Origin of the sequence: Streptomyces sp. NBC_00209, assembly GCF_045206345.1 — a bacterium.
In the GTDB taxonomy this organism is placed as follows: domain Bacteria; phylum Actinomycetota; class Actinomycetes; order Streptomycetales; family Streptomycetaceae; genus Streptomyces.
Window position 1 is genome coordinate 830,300 of the sequence record NZ_CP108121.1, and the last position, 18,951, is coordinate 849,250.

18 protein-coding genes and 1 pseudogene are annotated in these 18,951 nt (G+C 72.1%); 3 read left to right on the top strand and 16 right to left on the bottom strand.

The annotated features are described in order from the left end of the window. Nucleotides 1-11: 11 nt before the first annotated feature. From OG867_RS03650 to OG867_RS03670, 5 genes are all read right to left on the bottom strand, one after another. Entirely contained in the window at nt 12-908 is an 897-nt protein-coding gene (locus OG867_RS03650) for a sucrase ferredoxin (RefSeq protein WP_406282644.1), read from the bottom strand. A gap of 16 nt (nt 909-924) precedes the next feature. Continuing rightward, nucleotides 925-2,136, bottom strand: a complete 1,212-nt coding sequence (locus OG867_RS03655; protein ID WP_406282647.1) for a cupin domain-containing protein — start codon at nt 2,134-2,136, stop codon at nt 925-927. Next, the gene (locus tag OG867_RS03660; RefSeq protein ID WP_328903349.1) at nt 2,133-2,408 is read right to left on the bottom strand and encodes a BatC protein; all 276 of its coding nucleotides are present in this window, start codon (nt 2,406-2,408) and stop codon (nt 2,133-2,135) included. The genes OG867_RS03655 and OG867_RS03660 overlap by 4 nt, the downstream gene beginning before the upstream one ends. A 146-nt stretch (nt 2,409-2,554) precedes the next feature. Next, nucleotides 2,555-4,843 (bottom strand): glycosyl hydrolase family 18 protein, encoded by a 2,289-nt coding sequence (locus OG867_RS03665; protein ID WP_406282650.1) that lies wholly within the window; start codon nt 4,841-4,843, stop codon nt 2,555-2,557. Nucleotides 4,844-4,977: 134 nt separating this feature from the next. Then, nucleotides 4,978-5,958, bottom strand: a complete 981-nt coding sequence (locus OG867_RS03670) for a fibronectin type III domain-containing protein (RefSeq protein ID WP_406282653.1) — start codon at nt 5,956-5,958, stop codon at nt 4,978-4,980. Nucleotides 5,959-6,354: 396 nt separating this feature from the next. Here OG867_RS03670 and OG867_RS03675 point away from each other — a divergent pair, with 396 nt between their 5' ends. Next, the gene (locus OG867_RS03675; protein ID WP_406282656.1) at nt 6,355-6,936 is read left to right on the top strand and encodes a TIGR03086 family metal-binding protein; all 582 of its coding nucleotides are present in this window, start codon (nt 6,355-6,357) and stop codon (nt 6,934-6,936) included. 91 nt (nt 6,937-7,027) lie between these two features. On the opposite strand, the gene OG867_RS03680 is transcribed toward OG867_RS03675, so the two are convergent. Next, nucleotides 7,028-7,711 carry an alpha/beta fold hydrolase gene (locus tag OG867_RS03680; RefSeq protein ID WP_406282659.1) on the bottom strand — a complete coding sequence of 228 codons (684 nt, stop codon included), beginning with the start codon at nt 7,709-7,711 and terminating at the stop codon, nt 7,028-7,030. 108 nt (nt 7,712-7,819) lie between these two features. Between OG867_RS03680 and OG867_RS03685 the strand changes: the two genes are divergently transcribed. Next, nucleotides 7,820-8,602 (top strand): chitosanase, encoded by a 783-nt coding sequence (locus tag OG867_RS03685; RefSeq protein ID WP_406290742.1) that lies wholly within the window; start codon nt 7,820-7,822, stop codon nt 8,600-8,602. A gap of 43 nt (nt 8,603-8,645) precedes the next feature. Next, complete coding sequence (locus tag OG867_RS03690) at nt 8,646-9,371, top strand: chitosanase (protein ID WP_406282662.1); 726 nt, start codon at nt 8,646-8,648, stop codon at nt 9,369-9,371. Between the two features lie 67 nt (nt 9,372-9,438). On the opposite strand, the gene OG867_RS03695 is transcribed toward OG867_RS03690, so the two are convergent. From OG867_RS03695 to OG867_RS03740, 10 genes and pseudogenes are all read right to left on the bottom strand, one after another. Continuing rightward, on the bottom strand, nt 9,439-10,890 hold the full coding sequence (locus OG867_RS03695; RefSeq protein WP_406282664.1) for a nucleobase:cation symporter-2 family protein: 1,452 nt from the start codon (nt 10,888-10,890) through the stop codon (nt 9,439-9,441). A gap of 274 nt (nt 10,891-11,164) precedes the next feature. Beyond that, nucleotides 11,165-12,562 (bottom strand): 8-oxoguanine deaminase, encoded by a 1,398-nt coding sequence (locus OG867_RS03700; protein ID WP_406282667.1) that lies wholly within the window; start codon nt 12,560-12,562, stop codon nt 11,165-11,167. A gap of 42 nt (nt 12,563-12,604) precedes the next feature. Next, the gene (locus tag OG867_RS03705; protein ID WP_406282670.1) at nt 12,605-14,002 is read right to left on the bottom strand and encodes a nucleobase:cation symporter-2 family protein; all 1,398 of its coding nucleotides are present in this window, start codon (nt 14,000-14,002) and stop codon (nt 12,605-12,607) included. A 91-nt stretch (nt 14,003-14,093) separates the two neighbouring features. Continuing rightward, nucleotides 14,094-15,026, bottom strand: a complete 933-nt coding sequence (gene pucL, locus OG867_RS03710) for a factor-independent urate hydroxylase (RefSeq protein WP_328903339.1) — start codon at nt 15,024-15,026, stop codon at nt 14,094-14,096. Between the two features lie 7 nt (nt 15,027-15,033). Then, a complete protein-coding gene (uraH, locus tag OG867_RS03715) occupies nt 15,034-15,426 on the bottom strand; it encodes a hydroxyisourate hydrolase (protein WP_328903338.1) in 393 nt (130 codons plus the stop codon). 19 nt (nt 15,427-15,445) lie between these two features. Continuing rightward, nucleotides 15,446-15,955 carry a 2-oxo-4-hydroxy-4-carboxy-5-ureidoimidazoline decarboxylase gene (uraD, locus tag OG867_RS03720; protein ID WP_406282675.1) on the bottom strand — a complete coding sequence of 170 codons (510 nt, stop codon included), beginning with the start codon at nt 15,953-15,955 and terminating at the stop codon, nt 15,446-15,448. A 177-nt stretch (nt 15,956-16,132) separates the two neighbouring features. Then, nucleotides 16,133-16,510, bottom strand: a complete 378-nt coding sequence (locus tag OG867_RS03725; RefSeq protein WP_406282678.1) for a helix-turn-helix domain-containing protein — start codon at nt 16,508-16,510, stop codon at nt 16,133-16,135. Then, nucleotides 16,507-16,758 (bottom strand): hypothetical protein, encoded by a 252-nt coding sequence (locus tag OG867_RS03730; protein WP_406282681.1) that lies wholly within the window; start codon nt 16,756-16,758, stop codon nt 16,507-16,509. The genes OG867_RS03725 and OG867_RS03730 overlap by 4 nt, the downstream gene beginning before the upstream one ends. A 39-nt stretch (nt 16,759-16,797) precedes the next feature. Further along, a pseudogene (locus OG867_RS03735) lies at nt 16,798-17,499 on the bottom strand (lactonase family protein); the annotation flags it as partial. Nucleotides 17,500-18,015: 516 nt separating this feature from the next. Beyond that, nucleotides 18,016-18,855 carry a GntR family transcriptional regulator gene (locus OG867_RS03740; RefSeq protein ID WP_406282684.1) on the bottom strand — a complete coding sequence of 280 codons (840 nt, stop codon included), beginning with the start codon at nt 18,853-18,855 and terminating at the stop codon, nt 18,016-18,018. Between the last annotated feature and the right edge of the window lie 96 nt (nt 18,856-18,951).

The window sequence follows — 18,951 nt, forward strand, 5'->3', positions numbered from 1 at the left end:
GTTTCCCGCGTTCAGCCGACGCGGATCGCGGTGACCTCGTGGACCATGGCCGCGCTCGTGGCCGGGCCGTTGCAGGTCAGTTGGTGCGGTGGGGCGCGGCGTACGGTGACCTCCACGTCGTACGCGGTCGCGCCGGGCGGGGGGCCGGTGAGGCGGATCAGCCAGTGCGGTCCGGCCCGGGAGGTGCCGGTGACCGTGTAGGCGTGGCGGCCGGCCGGGCCGAAGCGGGCGAGCACCGCGGCGACGGCCGCCTGCTGGGCCGGGAAGAGGTCGGTGTACCCGCGCAGGTGCGTGGCGTGGACGCGGTCGGCGAGGTGCTGTCCGACCACGGTCACGGCCGCGGCCGCGTCCAGGGCGCCGTAGTAGACGCCGTCGGGCGCGACGAGGACGTTGGCGGCGAACCGGTCGCCGCCCACATGGGTGCACTCCCACACCAGGTCCGGCCACCGCTCGGCCAGCTCGCGGGCCGCCGGGCGTCCGCGCAGGGCGCAGCAGGTGTCGTGCCGGCCATGGGCGCAGACGAGGACGACGGGCGGGTGCCCGGGCTCCCCCGGCGAGCCGAGCGCGGCGGCGGCGAGCGCCAGGTCCTCGTCGCGCTCCCAGGTCCCCCACTGCTGGCGGTGGGCGCCGGTGCCGTCGTAGCGCAGGACGGCCCAGCGCCGGGGGCCCGCGCCCTCGGGGCGGCGGCCGTGGCGGCGGATCAGGAGGATGCGGGCGCGCACCGCCCGGGCCGCCCCGTAGAGCAGGGACTTCGTCACGGGGTCGAGCGCGAGGCCGTCGTAGCCGTTGGCCGGCCAGGGCGCGTGGTACTCCACGAGGACCCAGACCAGGCCGTACGGGGCGGTGCCCGGGAGCGCGTCGCCGCGGGCCCGGGCGGCGTCGGCGCAGAAGAAGCGTTCCGCTGTCACCGGAGGCGTTCCGCGCTCACCGAGCGGCCGGGACGAGGACACCGGCGCGCAGCAGCCTCCCCGCGCAGGCGAGGCCGAGGTCGCCCGCGGTGCGCACCTCACCGGCGAGCAGGCGGGCCAGGGCGGGCAGGTCCGCGTCCGGGAAGTCCAGCCAACCGACCCGGGTGACCAGGCGGCGGCCCTCCAGGCGGGCTTCCAGCGCGCCCCGGAGGCGGACCGGGGTGCCGGGGGCGAGTCCGTCGACGGCGGCGAGCTGGGCGAGCGGGCCGAGCGGGGCGGGGCGGGCCTGGGCGCGCCGGGTGCGGTGGAAGTGCGGGGCGGGGTCGGCACCGGCGAGGGACGCGACGAGTCGTTCGCGTACCGGAACGGCCTCCTCGGCCGGGTCCGCCAGGCCCAGCGGCAGGGAGCCGCGCATCCAGGGGTCGTCGCGCAGTTCCGCGAGCGCGGCGCGCATCAGCTGTTCGGCGAGGGCGTACCGGGTCCAGGTGTGGACGCCGAGCGTCAGGTGGACGGAGACCTCGCCCTGCGCCTCGGCGGCGTGCAGCCAGCCGCGCGGCAGATACAGGACGTCGCCCGGTCCGAGCACGGTGTCGAGATACGGCTCGCCCCCGGCGGCCTCGGCGACGGCGCGGCGGTGGTCGGTCCAGGGCTGGTCGCGCAGCGGGTCGGGGTGCACGGGGCGGTGGACGATCCAGCGCTTGGTGCCCTCGGTCTGGAGCACGAAGACGTCGTGCACGTCGTAGTGGGCGTCGAAGCCGCGGTTCTGCGGCGGGGTGACGTAGGCGTTGGCCTGCACCGGGTGGCCGAGTTCGGCGGCGAGCGCGGCGGTGAGGTCGCCGACGGGGGCCCAGGTGCGCTGGAGCGCCTGCAGGACGAGGGTGGCGCCGTCGGCGAACTCCCGCCACAGGGCGGTGTCGTCGGCCTGGTCGCCGATGGTGGCGCCGACCCCGGCGGACGAGGTGAAGGAGGCGTCGGGCAGCGTGGCGCCGTTCTTGGCGACGCGGAGGAACGGCGTACGCAGTCCGCGCCGCGAGACGAGTTCGTCCACGGCGGCGGCCGGGAAGAGGTCGGAGAAGTCACCGGCCCGGCGGGTGAGCAGCGCCTCGCGGCCCCAGAAGTCGCGGGCGAACGCGGCCCGGCTCGTGCCGGGTGTCAGGCGCGACTCCAGGACCCCGGGGGCCGCGCTCGCGGCCGGGGGGTCCTGGGTGCCGGTCGGGGATGTGCTCAAGAACGGTCCGCGCCGCCGTCGGCACCGCCGTCGTGGACGCCCGGTGTACCGGACGCCCCGCCGTCCGCAGGGCCCTCGGCACCACCGTCGGCGCCTCCGTCGGCCCCGCCGTCCGCGCCGCCGTCGTGGACGCCCGGCGTACCGGACGCCCCGCCGTCCGCAGGGCCCTCGGCCCCGCCGTCGGCGCCTCCGTCGTGGACGCCGGGCGTGCCCGCCGCGCCCCCGTCCGCGGGGCCTTCCTGCTGGTTCGGGTCCTGCTCGGGGCTGGTCATGGTTCCTCCCGCGCATCGAACGGCTGGGGCCGGACCCGTAAGAGGGCCCGGTGGTGAGGCACGGCGGTGCCACGGGGGCACCGCCGCGACCAGCCTACCGCTATGGGCGGTAAGTCTCGATGTGAGGGAAATTAACCGGTGTCAGGCTATTTCAGCCCGTTGTCCAGGGCGCCCATCAGCGTGCCCTGGGTGGTGTCGCCCGACATCTCCCAGACCATGACGCCGAGCAGCCCCTTGTCCTTCACATAGTCCGTCTTCTTGCCGATGGACCAGGTGTCGTCGAAGGACCACCACTGGCTACCGGTGTAGCCGTACGTCGAGATGGACTGTTCGTCGTGATGGACCGTCATCGTCGGATAGGCACCGATGAGGTTCGAGTAGCCCCGGGTGCCGGCCTCCTCGGCGAACTGCCCGGGGGCGGCCCCGCCCGCCGACTGCCACTCGCCCGCGACACCGCCGTCGGTGACGCCCTGCCAGCCCCGGCCGTAGAACGGGATGCCGAGGGTCAGCTTGCGGGGTTCGACACCCGCGTCGGTGTACGCCTTGATGGCGCTGTCCGCGCTGAAGTGGAAGTCGTACGGGTCCTGCGCGTCGTTGTAGAGGTTGGCCTGGTGGCCGGTGCGGTCCGGCTCCCAGGAGTTGTCGCTGCCGGAGCCGTGGAAGTCGTAGCCCTGGACGTTGGCGACGTCGAGCGAGTCGAAGACCTTGGACAGGTCCCAGCCCTCGTCGATCTTCTGCGGGTCGGCGGGGGTGAAGGCGGTGAGCAGGCGGTGGCCGCCGCCCAGTGCGTCGAGCTGCTTGCGGAACTCGGCGAGCAGCAGGGTGAGGTTGTCCTTGTCGTCGGGCGCGTAGTGGTTGCCGGGGTGCCCGGTGCCGGTGCCCGGCCACTCCCAGTCGATGTCGAAGCCGTCGAAGATGCCGGCCGCGCTGCCCGGGCCGCCCGCGCCGTTGTACTCGGGCAGGTTGCCCTTGATGTACATGTCGATGCAGGAGGAGACGAACTTCTTGCGCGCGGCGTCGGTGGCGGCGACGTCGGAGAAGTACTTGGAGTACGTCCAGCCGCCGAGCGAGACCACGATCTTCAGGTCGGGGTGCAGCTTCTTCAGCTTCTTCAGCTGGTTGAAGTTGCCGCGCAGCTTGCCCCAGCCGTCGTCGGCGACCCCGTCCACGGACTGGGCGGCACTGAACGGGCGGGCGTAGTCGGCGTCCGCGTCACCCGCGCCGGTGCCCTGCTCGGGGTCCTGGGGGTCGGCGGTGGTGCCCTTGGTGACGCCGTTGAGGCAGGTGAGGTTGTTGGGGTCGATGTTGGCGAAGGCGTAGTTGACGATGTCGAGCTTGCCGGCGGCGCCCGAGGTCTCCAGGTTCTTGACGAAGTACTGGCGACCGTAGATGCCCCACTGGACGAAGTAGCCGACCTTCGCGTAGTTCCCGGCGCCGACGATGTCGTCGGTCTTCACGGTGAGGGCGTTGCTCGCCGGGGAGGCGTTGTCGGCAGGGTCCCGGGCCTTCACGGTGAAGGTGTACGAGGTGGAGGGCGACAGGCCCCCGACGGTCGCGGTGGTCGTGGTGCCGGAGACCGTGGTGGCCAGGGCGGAGCCCCGGTAGATGTCGTACGCGGCGACGCGCTGGTCGTCCGCCGACGCGGTCCAGGCCAGCGTCACGGACGAGGAGTCGGTGGCTGTGGCGCGCAGGGCGCCGGGGGCCGTCGGGGCCGAGGTGTCGGTGGCCGGGTCGACGGTCGTGACGGTCAGCGGGGCGCTCTCGGCGGAGACGTTGCCCCGGGTGTCCTTGGCCCGGACGGTGAACGCGTAGGCGGTGGCCGGGGTCAGGCCGGTGACGGTGGCGGAGGTGGCCGCGGTGGCGGAGCCGACGACCTTGCCGCCCGCCAGGATGTCGTACGAGGCCACGGGGAAGTCGCCCGCGGTGGCGGCCGTCCAGGACAGCGACGCGGTGCGGGCGGTGACATCGGTCCGCTTCAGCCCGCCGGGCGCACCCGGGGGCGCGTCCGCGGAGCCGTCGCACTTGTCTCCGTTGATCCTGCACCCGGTCGGTGCGGTGATCGGGCCGGTTGCGACGAACCAGAAGCTGTACGGCTCGGTGCTGCTGTGCGCGGCGACCGTGCCGTTGTAGTGCGCGTTGACGGCGGTGATGTGGCTGCCCCGGGTGGTGGTGGTCCCGTTGTACGAGGACTGGATCGCGACCCCGGCGGGCAGGTCGAACTCCAGACTCCAGCCGGTGACGGCGGTGTCCGTGTCGTTGCGCAGGACGTAGGTGCCCTTCCACCAGGGGCCGTTGTCGGCGGAGGTGAAGGCCGCCGTGAGCTTGCCCGCCGCGTGCGCGGGGACGGCCTGCAGGGACAGGAGCGCGAGGAGGAGGCCGAGAACGGCGAGCAGCGCGGTCGCCGTTCTCCGTCTGAGTGGCATGTGCTCGAACATGGTTTCTCCCTTACGGCAGGGACCGGTGAGGCGGTCCTCGGGGAGGTGCGGATGTCGTTCCATGGAGCACACGGGAAGGTAATTGGTCTGGACCAAGTCGTCAAGAGGTACAGACCACTTGAGGCAAAGGCGGCTCAGTCCCCGAGCACCACGGTGCGGGCCGCGGAGAAGTCGCCCCACTTGCCGTCCGGGAGCTTGGCGCGGAGCTTCATCGCGTAGCGGGTGCCGCGTGGGTCGTCGACGGTGAGTTCGTAGTGCGCCCGGCCGGCGGGCGGCTCGCCTCCCCAGACGATCGTGGTGGTCAGCCTGCCGTTCATGTAGAGCTGGTACGCGGGGATCCTGCCGCCCGTCGCGGGCTGCTTCCAGTCCAGCTCGACGGTGTGCTCCTTGCCGTCGGCCCGGTTGGTGATCCGCAGGTCGGTCGGGGCGGTGGAGGCGGGCGCGCCGGGGGCCGAGGCGGTGGTGAGGTCGAGGCTCGCGCTGTCCGGCGACGAGGTGTCGGCCGCGTCCCGGGCCCGCACGGTGAACGTGTAGATGGTGCCGGGGCGCAGTCCGGTGAGCCGCGCGGTGGTCTGCGTACCGGGCACGCTGTGGATGCGGGAGCCCTCCTGGTAGATGTCGTACGCGGTGACGCCGACGTCGTCCGTGGAGCCGCCCCAGGTCAGGGTCGCGGCCCGGCTGCCGTCCGCCTTGCCGCGCGGTGCGCCGGGCCGGGTCGGGGGCCCGTGGTCGGCCGGGGTCGGGGCGGGGGTGGTGACGGATGCGGCGGCGCTCGGCGCGGAGAGGTTGCCGGCCGCGTCGCGGGCGCGGACGGTGAAGGTGTAGGCGGTGGAGGCGGTGAGCCCGTCGATGTCGATCATCACCCGGCTCGCGGACACCGACTTGACCTTCTCGCCCTGGCGGTAGACGTCGTAGCCGGTGACCGCCGTGTCGTCGGTGGCAGCCTTCCACATGACGTGCGCGGAGGTGGCGCTGCTCGCCTGCGCGGTCACCCCGCGCGGTGCGGTCGGCTCACTGGTGTCCGCGTGGGCCTCGGAGCCACAGGCGGTGGTGAGCGTGGCGAGGAGCAGGGCGGCCGAGCAGGCCAACGCGGCATGCGTGTGGGGGGATCGCACGGGTCTTGCCTTCCATCCGGGAGCAATGGTCCAGACCTGTATCGCACGGGCCGGGGGTCTCCGACAAGAGGACGGAGCGGAACCTTCCGCAATGTGCCGGTGTGCCCCGCCCCCTCGGCACGCGCGGCGCCTGACGTACCGTCGGCGGATGCTGTGCCTACGAGGTGCGGTGCTGCCGGAGCGCGAGGAACGGGCCTTCTGGATCGGGGGCGAGGTGCTGCGCGAGGGCGCCCCGCCGGGCGGGTTCGCGGGGCGGCACGCCGAGACCGTGGTCGACGGCGGCTGGCCGCTGCCCGGCCGATCCGGCGGTGCTCGACCACCCCAGCCGGATCGTTCTGCGGGGACACGTGGTGCGCTGACCGATGAGGTGGCGGCGGTCCGGCAGTCTCCATGGGTATGGACACACAACCGCTCGACCTGGGACCGGCCGCGCGCCGGATCACCGCACAGCTCGACGCCGTGGACGACGGGGCGCTGGGAGCCGTGACACCCTGCCCCGGCGTGACCGTGGGCGCCCTGCTCGCCCACATCGAGGGCCTGGCCGTCGCCTTCCGCGACGCCGCCCGCAAGGAGCCGGGACCGGCCACCGACTCGGCGCCCTCCGTGGAGTCCGGCGTCCTCGAATCCGGCTGGCGGACCACGCTGCCCGCCGCGCTCGACGGGATGGTGGCCGCCTGGCGCGCCCCCGACGCCTGGGAGGGCATGACCAGGGCGGGCGGCGTGGACCTGCCCGGCCAGGTCGCGGGGATGGTCGCGCTCAACGAGCTGGTCCTGCACGGCTGGGACCTGGCGAGGGCGACCGGGCAGCCGTTCGACGCCGAGGACGCCCACCTGCGCAACACGCTCGCGCTGCTGGCCGACCAGGGCGACGACCCCTCCCCGTTCGGGCCGCCGGTGCCGGTCGCCGATGACGCGCCGCTGCTGGACCGGGCGGTGGCCAGGGGCGGGCGGCTGCCGGACTGGCGGCCGCGGGGCTGAGGGGCGTGGGTCCGGGCGCGGGCCCGGACCCACGGCGTACGCGCCGGAGCGCGCGCCCCGGAACCCCACTCGGACCGCGAACGCCCGCCCCTCAGCTCGTGAAGAACTCCGTGATCCGCTGAGCCGTCTGCTCGGGATCGGCCTCGTGCGGACGGTGCCCGCCGCCCAGCGTGACCAGGTGGCAGTCCGGGATCATCGACGCCATGTCCTGGATGCGCCCCTGCGGCATCGTGCTCGCCGGTCCGCCGGCCAGGATCAGCGTCGGCGCGACGATCTCCCCGAGGCCCCGCGCCCACGCCGGATCCGGGTCCGCCAGCTCGCCGTTCACCGACGCGAGCACCGCCTCGTCGTAGTCGGCCGGCCCGTCCGGCTCGACGGCCGGGCCCGCCGCCCCGGGGAACGGCGGCGGGGTCTCCACCAGCACCAGCCGCTCCACCCGGTCCGGGTGCTCCTGGGCGAGGAGGTGGGCGACGACCCCGCCCATGCCGTGGCCGACCACGCCCGCCCGGTCCACTTCGCACTCGTCCAGGAACCCGAGCACGTCGTCGCGCATCCGCTCCAGGTCGTACTCGTCGGGCCAGTCGCTCTCACCGTGGCCGCGCAGATCGATTCCGTACACCCGCCACTCCCGCCCCAGCAGGCTCCCGGCCGCTTCCCAGCTCGCCGCGCTCGCGCCGAGATCGTGCAGCAGTACGACGGGGGACCCGAACGGGTCACCCCAGCTCCGGTACGCCAGCCGCACGTCGCCGACATCCACCACAGACTGATCATCCATGCCCCCGACGCTACCGCCGAATGCGCCGGGATCACGCCCCTGGCCTGGCAGGCTGGACCGGTGAAGCTCACCCCGCGCGCCCTGGTCACCCCGCTCGCCGCCCTCCTGATGTCCGCCACCACGCTCACCGGCTGCGCCCAGGCCGGGGGTTACTCCGGCAAGGGACCGGCGGACGGGCTCGCCGCCCCGGCGAAGAAGGACATCGCCATGCAGCTCGTCTCCAGCGCGGAGAACTCCACGCTGGACTGGAAGGCCCAGTACACGTACATCGAGGACATCGGGGACGGGCGCGGCTACACGGGCGGCATCATCGGCTTCTGCTCCGGCACCGGTGACATGCTCCGGGTCGTGGAGCGGTACGCGAAGTCCCGGCCGGGCAACGCGCTGGAACGGTTCCTGCCCGCGCTGCGGAAGGTGAAGGGCAGCGACGCGCACACGGGGCTCGGCTCCCCGTTCACCCGGGCCTGGGCCGAGGCGGCGGGCGACGCGGAGTTCCGGGAGGCGCAGGAAGCCGAGCGGGACGCCTCGTACTTCGATCCGGCGGTGCGCCGGGCGAAGCGGGACGGGCTGGGCACGCTGGGCCAGTTCGTCTACTACGACGCGTACGTGATGCACGGGGAGGCCGACGCGGACGGCACCACCGGCTTCCGTACGATCCGGAGCCAGGCGCTCGACGCGGCCAGGACCCCCGCGGACGGGGGCGACGAGACCGCGTATCTCGACGCCTTCCTCGACGCCCGGGTCGACGCGATCCGCGAGGAGCCCTCGCACAGCGACACCAGCCGGGTCGAGACCGCGCAACGGGTCTTCCTGGACCGGGGCAATCTGGACCTGGACCCGCCGCTGGCCTGGAAGGTGTACGGCGACAGCTACGAGATCAAGGGCCCGTAGCCTGGGGGTCCCGCTCAACTCGCCTGTCTCGAAGGAGTGCAAGGTGCCCGCCACCCCCTCGACCGGTCTCGACGATCCGGCGAAGAAGGACATCGCCATGCGACTGGTCTCCAGCGCGGAGAACTCCACGCTGGACTGGACGGCGCAGTACGGCTACATCGAGGACATCGGCGACGGCCGCGGCTACACCGCGGGCATCATCGGCTTCTGCTCCGGCACGGGCGACATGCTCGACCTGGTCGAGCTGTACACGCAACGCAGGCCGGACAACGTGCTGGCCGGATATCTGCCGGCCCTGCGCGAGGTGGACGGCGGCGACGCGCACGACGGCCTGGACCCCGGCTTCCAGGACGCCTGGAAGACGGCCGCCCGGGATCCGGACTTCCAGCGGGCGCAGAACGACGAGCGCGACCGGGTGTACTTCGATCCCGCCGTCAGCCGGGCCAAGAGCGACGGCCTGGGCACGCTGGGCCAGTTCGCGTACTACGACGCCCTCGTGATGCACGGCGACGGCGGCGACAGCACGAGCTTCGGGTCCATCCGGCGGCGGGCTCTGGCGCAGGCGAAGCCGCCGGCCCAGGGCGGTGACGAGGTGGCCTACCTCGACGCGTTCCTGGACGCGCGGGTCTGGGCCATGGAGCAGGAGGAGGCCCACTCGGACACCAGCCGGGTGGACACCGCCCAGCGGGTCTTCCTGCGCAACGGCAATCTGAACCTGGACCCGCCGCTCGACTGGCAGGTCTACGGGGACGGCTTCCACATCGACTGAGGACAGACTGAACCTGCTGTGGCGCGTACGGCCAACCCCGTACGCGCCACGGCTTGCTGACTGTACGTCAGTGAGTGGCCACCTCCATCGCCTTCACCGGGTCGTGGCCGCCGGGCGCGGTCCCCGCCTCCGGGTCCGATGTGCGGCCGAGGTGGTTGAAGGCCAGGTTGAGGACGATCGCCACGACGCAGCCGGTGGAGATCCCCGAGTCGAGGACGACGAGGAGGTCCTTCGGGAAGGCGTGGTAGAAGTCCGGCGCCGCGATCGGTATGAGCCCGACCCCGACGGCCGCCGCGACGATCAGCGCGTTCTCACCCTTCTCCAGCGCGGCGCCGGCCAGGGTCTGGATACCGCTCGCGGCCACCGAGCCGAACAGGACGATGCCCGCGCCGCCGAGCACCGGCAGCGGCACCAGCGCGATGACGGACGCGGCCACCGGGACCAGGCCGAGCAGGATCAGGATGCCGCCGCCGGCCGCGACCACGAAGCGGCTGCGCACCTTGGTCATCGCGACCAGGCCGATGTTCTGCGCGAAGGCACTGCACATGAAGCCGTTGAACAGCGGGCTGATGGCACTGCCCAGGGTGTCGGCGCGCAGCCCGCCCTCGATGGTCCGTTCGTCGGCGGGGCGGCCCACGATCTTGCCGAGGGCCAGCATGTCCGCCGTGGACTCGGTCATGCAGACCAGCATCACGATGCTCATCGAGACGATCGCGGCGATCTCGAACTGCGGGGCGCCGAAGTGGAACGGGGTGGGGAAGCCGATCGCGTCGGCGTCCTTGATGGCGCCGAAGTCGGTGATTCCGACGGGGATCGCGATGAGCGTGCCGATGATCAGGCCGAGCAGGATGGCGATCTGCTGGAGGAAGCCGCGCAGCAGTTTGCGCAGGGCCAGCACGATGACGAGGGTGACCGCCGCCATGGTGATGTTGGTGGTGGAGCCGTAGTCGTGGGCGGTCGCGTTGCCGCCCTGGGACCAGTTGAAGGCGACCGGCAGCAGCGAGACACCGATGAGGGTGATGACCGTGCCGGTGACCACGGGTGGGAAGAAGCGGACCAGTTTGCAGAAGTACGGCGCGAGGACGAAGCCGAGGAGGCTCGCCACGATGATCGCGCCGAAGATGACGGCGATCCCGTCGTGCCCCCGGTCCTTGCCGATCGCCACCATCGGGGTCACCCCGGCGAAGGAGACGCCGTTGACGAACGGCAGCCGGGCGCCTATCCGCCAGAAGCCGAGCGTCTGGAGCAGGGTGGCTATGCCCGCGGTGAACAGGCTCGCCCCCATCAGGAAGGCGGTCTCCTTGGGGCTGAGGCCCACGGCGGGCCCCACGATCATGGGCGGGGCCACCACGCCCGCGTACATCGCGGCCACGTGCTGGAGGCCGCTGGTGAACATCTTCAGCGGGGGAAGCGTCTCGTCGACCGGATGTTTCCGGCCGGACGCCTCCGTCGTCGTCGGGTCCTCGTCGGAGTGGGGGGTCGCACTTGCGTCGTCGCGAAACCTGGGCGTAGCTGCCACGGCGGTTCCTCCGGTCGGTTACACGTCGGCGGTGACGTGGGGTTCAGGGAGGTGGTGCCGGGGCCGGTCCGCCGGACCGGGCCCCGTTGCTGCGGTGGTGCGGTGAGGCAGGTCGAACGGCTGGTGCGGGCAGCCGGGATCGCCGGGGCGGGAGGCGCGTGCGCGTGTGGGCGGCGCGCCTCCCGCACCGGTTGCCGCGGACCCCGCTCGGGTCCGCGGCGGCCGGGACGAGGGCCGTCCCCCTCGTCCGGCCGTTTTCGGGGCCGCCGGGCCGTCAGGCTCCGGCGGCGATCTGCGCGAGGCGGCGGGCCTCGTCGCGGGTGGCGCGGGCGATGGCCTCCTCGTCGGCGGAGACCAGGCGCCCGGACTCCACGACCGGCTTGCCGTCGACCAGCGACAGGGTGACCGGGGCGGCGGCGCCGAAGACGAGCGCGGTGACCGGGTCGGCGATGGAGGCGTGGGCGAGGGTGTCCAGCTTCCAGAGGACCAGGTCGGCGAGCTTGCCGGCCTCCAGCGAGCCGGTCTGCGCGGCGCGGCCCAGGACCTGGGCGCCGCCGTAGGTGCCCAGACGCAGCGCCTGACGGGCGTTCAGGGCGCGTTCGCGGTGCGGGCCGAGGCGGTTGATGAGGAGGGCGTTGCGCAGTTCGGTGTGGAGCTCGCCGGACTCGTTGGACGCGGTGCCGTCGACGCCGAGGCCGACCGGGACGCCCGCGGCGAGCATGTCCGGGACGCGGGCGATGCCTGCGGCGAGGCGGGCGTTGGAGGACGGGCAGTGGGCGACGCCGGTGCCGGTGCGGGCGAAGGCGGCGATGTCGGAGTCGTTCATGTGGACGCAGTGCGCCATCCACACGTCCTCGCCGAGCCAGCCGGTGGACTCGAAGTAGTCGGTGGGGCCCATGCCGAACAGCTCGTGGCAGAACTTCTCCTCCTCCACGGTCTCCGAGCCGTGGGTGTGCAGCCGCACGCCCTTGCGCCGGGCCAGTTCGGCTCCCTGGCGCATGAGTTCGGTGGATACGGAGAACGGCGAGCAGGGGGCGACGGCGACCTGGGTCATCGCGTCGAAGGAGGCGTCGTGGTGGGCGTCGACGGTCGCCTCGGTGGCGGCGAGCGCGCCTTCCAGGGCCTCCACGGCGAAGTCCGGGGGCAGCCCGCCGTCCTTCTCGCTGCGGTCCATGGAGCCCCGGGCGAGGGTGAAGCGTACGCCCATGTCGCGGGCGGCCCCGATGATGGCGCCGGACAGGTCGCCGGAGCCCTTCGGGAAGACGTAGTGGTGGTCCATCGCGGTGGTGACGCCGCCGAGCGCCATCATGGCGAGCGAGCCCTGCGCGGCGGCACGGGCCATCGGCTCGTCGATGCGCGCCCACGTCGGGTACAGCGCGACCAGCCAGTTGAAGAGGTTGTGGTCCGTGGCCAGGCCCCGGGTGATCCACTGGTAGAAGTGGTGGTGGGTGTTGATCAGGCCGGGCGTGGCCAGGTGGCCGGTTCCGTCGATCCGGCGTACGACGTTCTCCAGGCCCTCGGGTGCCCGGCCGGCGCCGACGGACTCGATGCGGTTCCCGGCGACGACGACATAGCCCGAGGCGTACTCGGTGTCGGCGGCGTCGACGGTCGCGATCGAGCAGTTCTCGATGACGATGCGCTCCACCCGGTCGGGGGCTGCCGGTGCTGCCATGGTGCTTCCTTCTCTCATGCGGGATGTGGGCACGGCAGGACCCTAGGAGGATTTGAGTGCCACGGCGGTGCGGCCGTGGGTGCCGAGATGGTGGAAGAACAGGTTGAGCAGGACCGCGACGAGCGCTCCCGCACTGATTCCGGAGCCCAGGACGGTCTGGGCCCAGGACGGGAAGTCGGCGTAGAACCCGGGCGCGGCGAGCGGGACGATGCCCGCGCCGAGGGCCACGGCGACCAGGATGATGTTGGAGCTGTCGTCCAGGCCGGCCTCGGAGAGCGTACGGATGCCGCTGACCGCGATCGAGCCGAAGAGGACGATGCCGGCGCCGCCGAGCACGGGCATCGGGACGAGCGAGACGACCGCGCCGAGCACCGGGAAGAGCCCGAGGACCAGCAGCGCGGCCCCGGCCGCGGCGACGACGTAGCGGCTGCGGACCTTGGTGAGCGAGACGACGCCCACGTTCTGCGCGAAGGCGCTGGTGGGGAAGCCTCCGAAGACGGGGCCGATCAGGGTGGCGAGGCCGTCGGTGCGCAGCCCGCGGGTGAGGGTGCGCCCGTCGGTGCGGCGGTCGCAGATCTCACCGACGGCCAGCATCCCGGCGGACGACTCCGTCATCAGGACGAGCATCACGATGCACAGCGAGAGGATCGCCGCCGGCTGGAACTCCGGCGCGCCGAAGGCGAACGGGGTGGGCACGGCCGCGAACGGGGCGTCGCGCAGAGCGGAGAAGTCGGCGAGACCGAACGGCACGGCGGCCAGCGTGCCGACCAACAGGCCCATGAGCAAGGCGATTTGGCGCAGAAATCCATGGCCGAAGCGCTGGATCAGCAGGATCACGGCGAGGGTGAACGCGGCGAGCGCGAGGTACTTCATGTCGCCGAAGTCGGTGGCGCTCTGGTCGCCGCCCTGCGCCCAGGAGACCGGTACGGGCATCAGGGTGACCCCGATGAGGGTGATCACGACGCCGGTGACCAGGGGCGGGAAGAAGCGCAGGAGCCTGCCGAAGAACGGCCCGACGGCCAGGCAGAACACTCCGGCGACGAGCACCGCCCCGTAGATCGCGGGGAGTTGGTGCCCGGGCGCGCTGGTCTCGGCGATGGCGAGCATCGGGGCGATGCCGGCGGAGGACGCGGCGTTGACGAACGGCAGCCGGTTGCCGGCGAGGCCGCCGATACCGAGGGTCTGGAGCAGGGTGGCGCAGCCGGCGATCAGGAGGCTCGCCGCGATGAGCCGGGTCATGCCCGCCGCGTCGAGGCCGACGGCCTGACCGATGATCAGCGGAGGGGTGACGACGCCGGCGTACATGGCGGCGATGTGCTGGAGCGCGGCCGGCAGGAGCCGCGAGGGGGTGAGCTTCTCGTCCACCGGATGGACCGCACGCTCCGGCGGGGTGGAACAGGGGCCTTCTGCTTCCGCGGGCCCGGATGCTGGCTGTGCCATGAGGGTTCCCTCCGGCCCGGCCGGTGCCCGGTCGCCAGGGCCTGTCTCAAGACAGGGCCCAGGGGCGGGCGGGCACCGGCGCGGCGCCGCGTCAGAGGTTGGTCATGTCGACCGGGATCTGCGGCTCGACGCCGTCCCGGAGCACGGTGCCCTCGATGAGCCCGTACGGACGGTCGGCCGCGAAGTACACTGCACCGTCGGCGGTATCGTTCTTGAGACCGAACGGCTCCAAGTCCACAAGGAAGTGGTGGTTGTTCGGCAGCGAGAAGCGGATCTCATCGATCTCGCTGCGGTTGTTGATGATGCGCGAACCCATCTGGTACAGGGTCTGCTGGAGCGAGAGCGAGTAGGTCTCGGCGAAGGCGTGCAGCATGTGCTTGCGCGCCTGCTCGTAGGACTTCTCCCAGTTCGGCATGCGCTGCTCGTCGCTGGTCCAGTTGTAGCGCCAGCGGGCGGAGACGTCGGTCGCGAGGATGCGGTCGTACGCCTCCTTGAGCGTCGTGTACTCGTCCTTGACGTAGCCCCAGAACTCGGAGTTGGTCGAGTTCATCACGGTCAGGTCCTTGAGCCCGGAGATGACCTGCCACTTCTCACCGTCGAAGGTGATCTGGGCGGTGCGGGTCTCCTGGTTCTTGCGGACGAAGGAGTGCTTGACCTCGTCGGACCCGATGAAGCGGGAGTTGGCGTCCGAGGTGGCGATGCGCTCCCAGGCGTACTCCTCGATACGGATGCGCGCGGTCTTGATCGGCTCCTGCGAGGTCACGAAGTGACGGGCGAGGTGGATGCCGAACTGCTCGGCGGACTCGATCCCGTGCTCCTTGGCGAACGCGAACACCGTGTTCTTGGTGGTGTCCGTGGGCAGGACGTGCGCGTTGGAGCCGGAGTAGTGGACGTCGTCCATCTCGCCGGAGAGCGCGACCGAGACGTTCAGGTCCTTGATGTGGTGGGTGTCGCCGTCCCGCGTGATCTTGACGACGCGGTTCTCTGCTTTGCCGTACTGGTTCTGGCCGAGAATCGTGGGCATGTGTCTGCTAGCTCCCTCGGTATACGGAGTAGCCGAACGGGTTGAGCAGCAGCGGTACGTGGTAGTGCTCGCCCGGGGTGACGGCGAAAGTGATCGCCACCTCGGGGAAGAACGCGCCGCTGTCCCTTACGCGGGGGGCGTCCTGCTGCGCCTCGGCTTGCTTCTTGGCTGTGAAGTACGGCTCGGTCTCGAAGTCGAGCCGTACCTGGGTGGTGCCCTCCGGCAGGGCCGGCAGGTCCTTGCAGCGCCCGTCCGCATCGGTCGCGGAGCCTCCGAGCGTCACCCACTCGGCGTCGGCACCCCGACGGGCGGCGAGCGAGACGGCGACGTCCGCGGCGGGGCGGCCGATGCTGGTGTCCAGGATGTGCGTGGACACCGATGCGGTGGCGAAGGTGCTCAAGACCTTCACTCTCCTTTTGTTAGGCGTCTTCCGTGACGAGGCGGGTGAGGCGGATGCGGTTGATCTTGCCCAGTTCGGTGCGCACGATCCCCCGCTCCCGCTCGGGCGAGTTCCCGATGCGGGACTTCACCGCGTCGCGCATCTGCTCACCGGTGGCGCCGGTGGCGCAGATCAGGAAGACATGTCCGAACCGCTCCTGGTAGGCCAGGTTGAGTTCGAGCATCTCCGCCTTGAGCTCTTCGGAGGCCCCGGCCATCCCGCGCTGTTCGCGGGAGGAGGTCGGGTCCCCGGGCTTCGGGCGGCCGATCGGCGGGTGACCGGCCATGGCCTCGGCCAGGTCCTCCGCGCCGAGCGCCGCCGTGGCGGTGTCGCTCGCGGAGAGCAGGGCTTCGGTGGTGGCGTACGGGCGGTCGGAGAGGATCGCTCGTCCCCATGCCGCACTGGCACACACCTCGTGCAGTGCGGCGGCCGCCTCGGCGTCCGCCTGGGTGTTGAACCGGGCGAGGCCCGGCGTGGAGCTCGAAGTCACGGGAGCCTCCGTGGCTGTTCTTCGCTGTGCGTTGGTCGGGCTGCGGATAGCTAACGCCCTCCACAACACGACGTCAACAGTTTGTTGAAATTCCGTATACCGAAAAAGCCGCCGCCCGGTGACCCGGGCGGCGACTTGATCGATCATGCATCGGCGGCCTGTACGTGTGGGGACCAACTACCCGCTCTTGGCGCCGTTCTCGCGGTTCAGGTAGTTGTAAACAGTGAACCGGGAGACGCCCAGCGCCCCCGCCACGGTCTCGACCCCATGGCGTACGGAGAAGGCACCGCGTGCCTCAAGCAGCCGGACCGCCTCCTGCTTGGTCTTACGGTCCAGCTCGGCCAGCGGCATGCCGTGCCGGCGCTCCATCGCGGCCAGGATGTGGTCCAGCGACTCCGAGAGCTGGGGCAGCCGGACCGCCACGACGTCCTCGCCCTCCCAGGCCAGCACCACGTCGTCGGGGTGCGCCTCACCGGGGCCGACGAGCTCGGCCCCCATGGCGTCCACGAGCGGCTTCACCGCGGTGATGAGGGGGTGGTCCACCGGTCCGGTCACTTCGGGTCCTCCCCGAGGACGTTGACCTGGAGCGAGACCCGGGTGGCACCCGATGCCAGCGCTTGCCGCAGCAGACTGTCCACGGCGGTGAGCACCTCGTCGGCACCGCCCTCCGCCGTGTTGCCGAACGGGCCGACGTCGACGGCGTCCAGCCCGGCCCCCTGGATGACCTCGCGCGCCACGACCGCGTGCGCGGGCGCCTCGTCCAGATCGAAGGGCTCGGTGGTGAACTCCACTCTCAAGCGCATGGTGCCTCCCTGATACGGCTCGGCCACGACCCTAACGCCCTACACCGGCAGCACGCAGACCGCCGCCGGGGCCGCGTAGGGGGTTCCGGCCGAGGTCAGGGCGCCTGATGCGGCGTCCACCCGGAAGGCGGTGACCGTGCCGGACTTCTGGTTGGCGGCGAAGAGCAGGGTGCCGTCCGGCGAGAACGCGGTGTGCCGGGGGAAGTCACCGCCGACGGGCACGGTGTCGAGCAGGCGCAGCGCGGCCCCGCCGTCCTCGATCGCGTACCGGGTGATGCTGTTGTGCCCCCGGTTGGCGAGGTAGGCGAACCGGCCGTCGCCGGTGACCAGGAACTGCGCGGGATAGCTGGTGCCGGAGCCCGTGCCGGTGGACTGCGGGCCGCCCGGGGTGAGCGCGCCCGTGGCGGGGTCGTAACCGCAGACCACCGCCGTGTTGTCGAGCTCGCAGGCCAGGTAGGCGTAGGTCCCGTCAGGGTGGAAGGTGAGGTGGCGGGGGCCCGCGCCCGGCCGCAGCGCGGCGTACGAGACCTGTTCCAGGGTGCCGAGGGTCTCGTCCAGCCGGTACGTGTACACCGTGTCGTTCCCGAGGTCGACGGCGAGCACATGGCCGCCGTCGGGCGAGGTGATGATCTGGTGCGCGTGCGGGCCGTCCTGCCCCGGTCCGGGCGCGGGCGAGCTGTGGGCGACCAGGTCGGTGCGCTCCGCCACCGACCCGCCGTCGGCCAGGGGGTGTACGGCGACGCATCACCTGGATGCTTGTCGAACAACGTGCGGAAGGTCGCTTTAGCTCGATGGGGTGATGGTCGGCATCTGCCCTTGCGGCACCTCGGGCCGGCTGGAGTAGCGTGGCCGTGCGACCTGGGACGCCGGGTGCGGCGTCAGCGTGCGGGGCCCCCGTTCCACCAGAGAGATGGTTCGGGGCCTCCCCGTCGCCTCTGGCCACACCCAATTGGCCAGGTCGTAAGGGGAACCGGCCTCCCGGGACCGGACCGCGGACAGGATCCGTGTCGCCGCCTCGGGGTCGAGTACGCCGGAAACCAGTGCGCCCAAGACCGTTCGGGGCGTGCGGCTGAGCAGGCTCGCTCCTGCCCAACCTTCAGGAACGGTTCTCGACGCCCGTGACGACCGGGCGGTCGGTATTGATCCCCTCCGTCGACCCGGGCAACGTCGGCATCGGCGTCGCCCGGGCCGACGAAGGGGTACATCACCCCGTAGAACGTCCCGGTCCGGGGCGCCATGCGAGCCCCCACCCACCCCTCAGTCCCCGGACTGGATGTCCCCCCGCGTCGAGGACGTGATCGGCTCCCGCTGCGCGAAGTCGCCCGGCGGGATGCCCGGATGGTGGCCGCCCTCGACCGGCGCGACGGCGGCGGCCGGGCCGAGCGCCAGCCGGGACACGATGCGGTAGCGGTCGCCCCGGTAGAGCGAGTGCACGTACTCGACGGGGCGGCCCGTCGTGTCCGAGGTCAGCCGCTCGAAGAGCAGCGCCGGGGACAGCTCGGGCACATCCAGGAGGCGGGCCTCGGCGCGGGTCACCACAGTCGGCTCGATCGCCTGGACCGCCTCGTGGACGTGCACGTCGTGGCGCTCGCGCAGGTGCTCGTACAGGTCGCCGCTCTCCAGCTCCTCGGCGGACAGGCCGGGTACAAGTTCCGCCCGGATGTGCAGGTGCTCGATGGCCATGGGCGCGCCGTCGACCAGCCGCAGCCGGGCCACGTACACGATGTCGGCCGCCGGTGACATGCGCAGCTTCCGGCCGACCCGGGCGCCGGCCTGGAGGGTGGTGAACTCAAGCAGCCGGCTCGACCAGGCCCCGGCCGCCTGCGGCACGGACAGGGCCAGGTCGGCCGAGATCAGCTCCTGGGTGATCTTCTCGGGCGCGACGAACATGCCCCGGCCGTGCTCCCGCACGAGGAGCCCCGTCGCGACCAACTCGTCCACCGCGGCGCGCAGGGTGGGCCGGGAGACGCCGAGCGTGGCGCACAGGGACCGCTCCGAGGGGATCACGTCGCCCGGGCGCCGGGACTCGATCATTTCCAGGATGGTGTCACGGGCCCGCTCCCGTTTGAGCACCGTCCCCGATGCGTCGGCGTCCATGCGCTGCCCCCTTCTGGCGGGTTAGGTACCTGACCACTGGACCACTGGTCAGGTGGAGTGTAGCCGCTTTTACGGGCCACCTCTCCGGGAGATCGC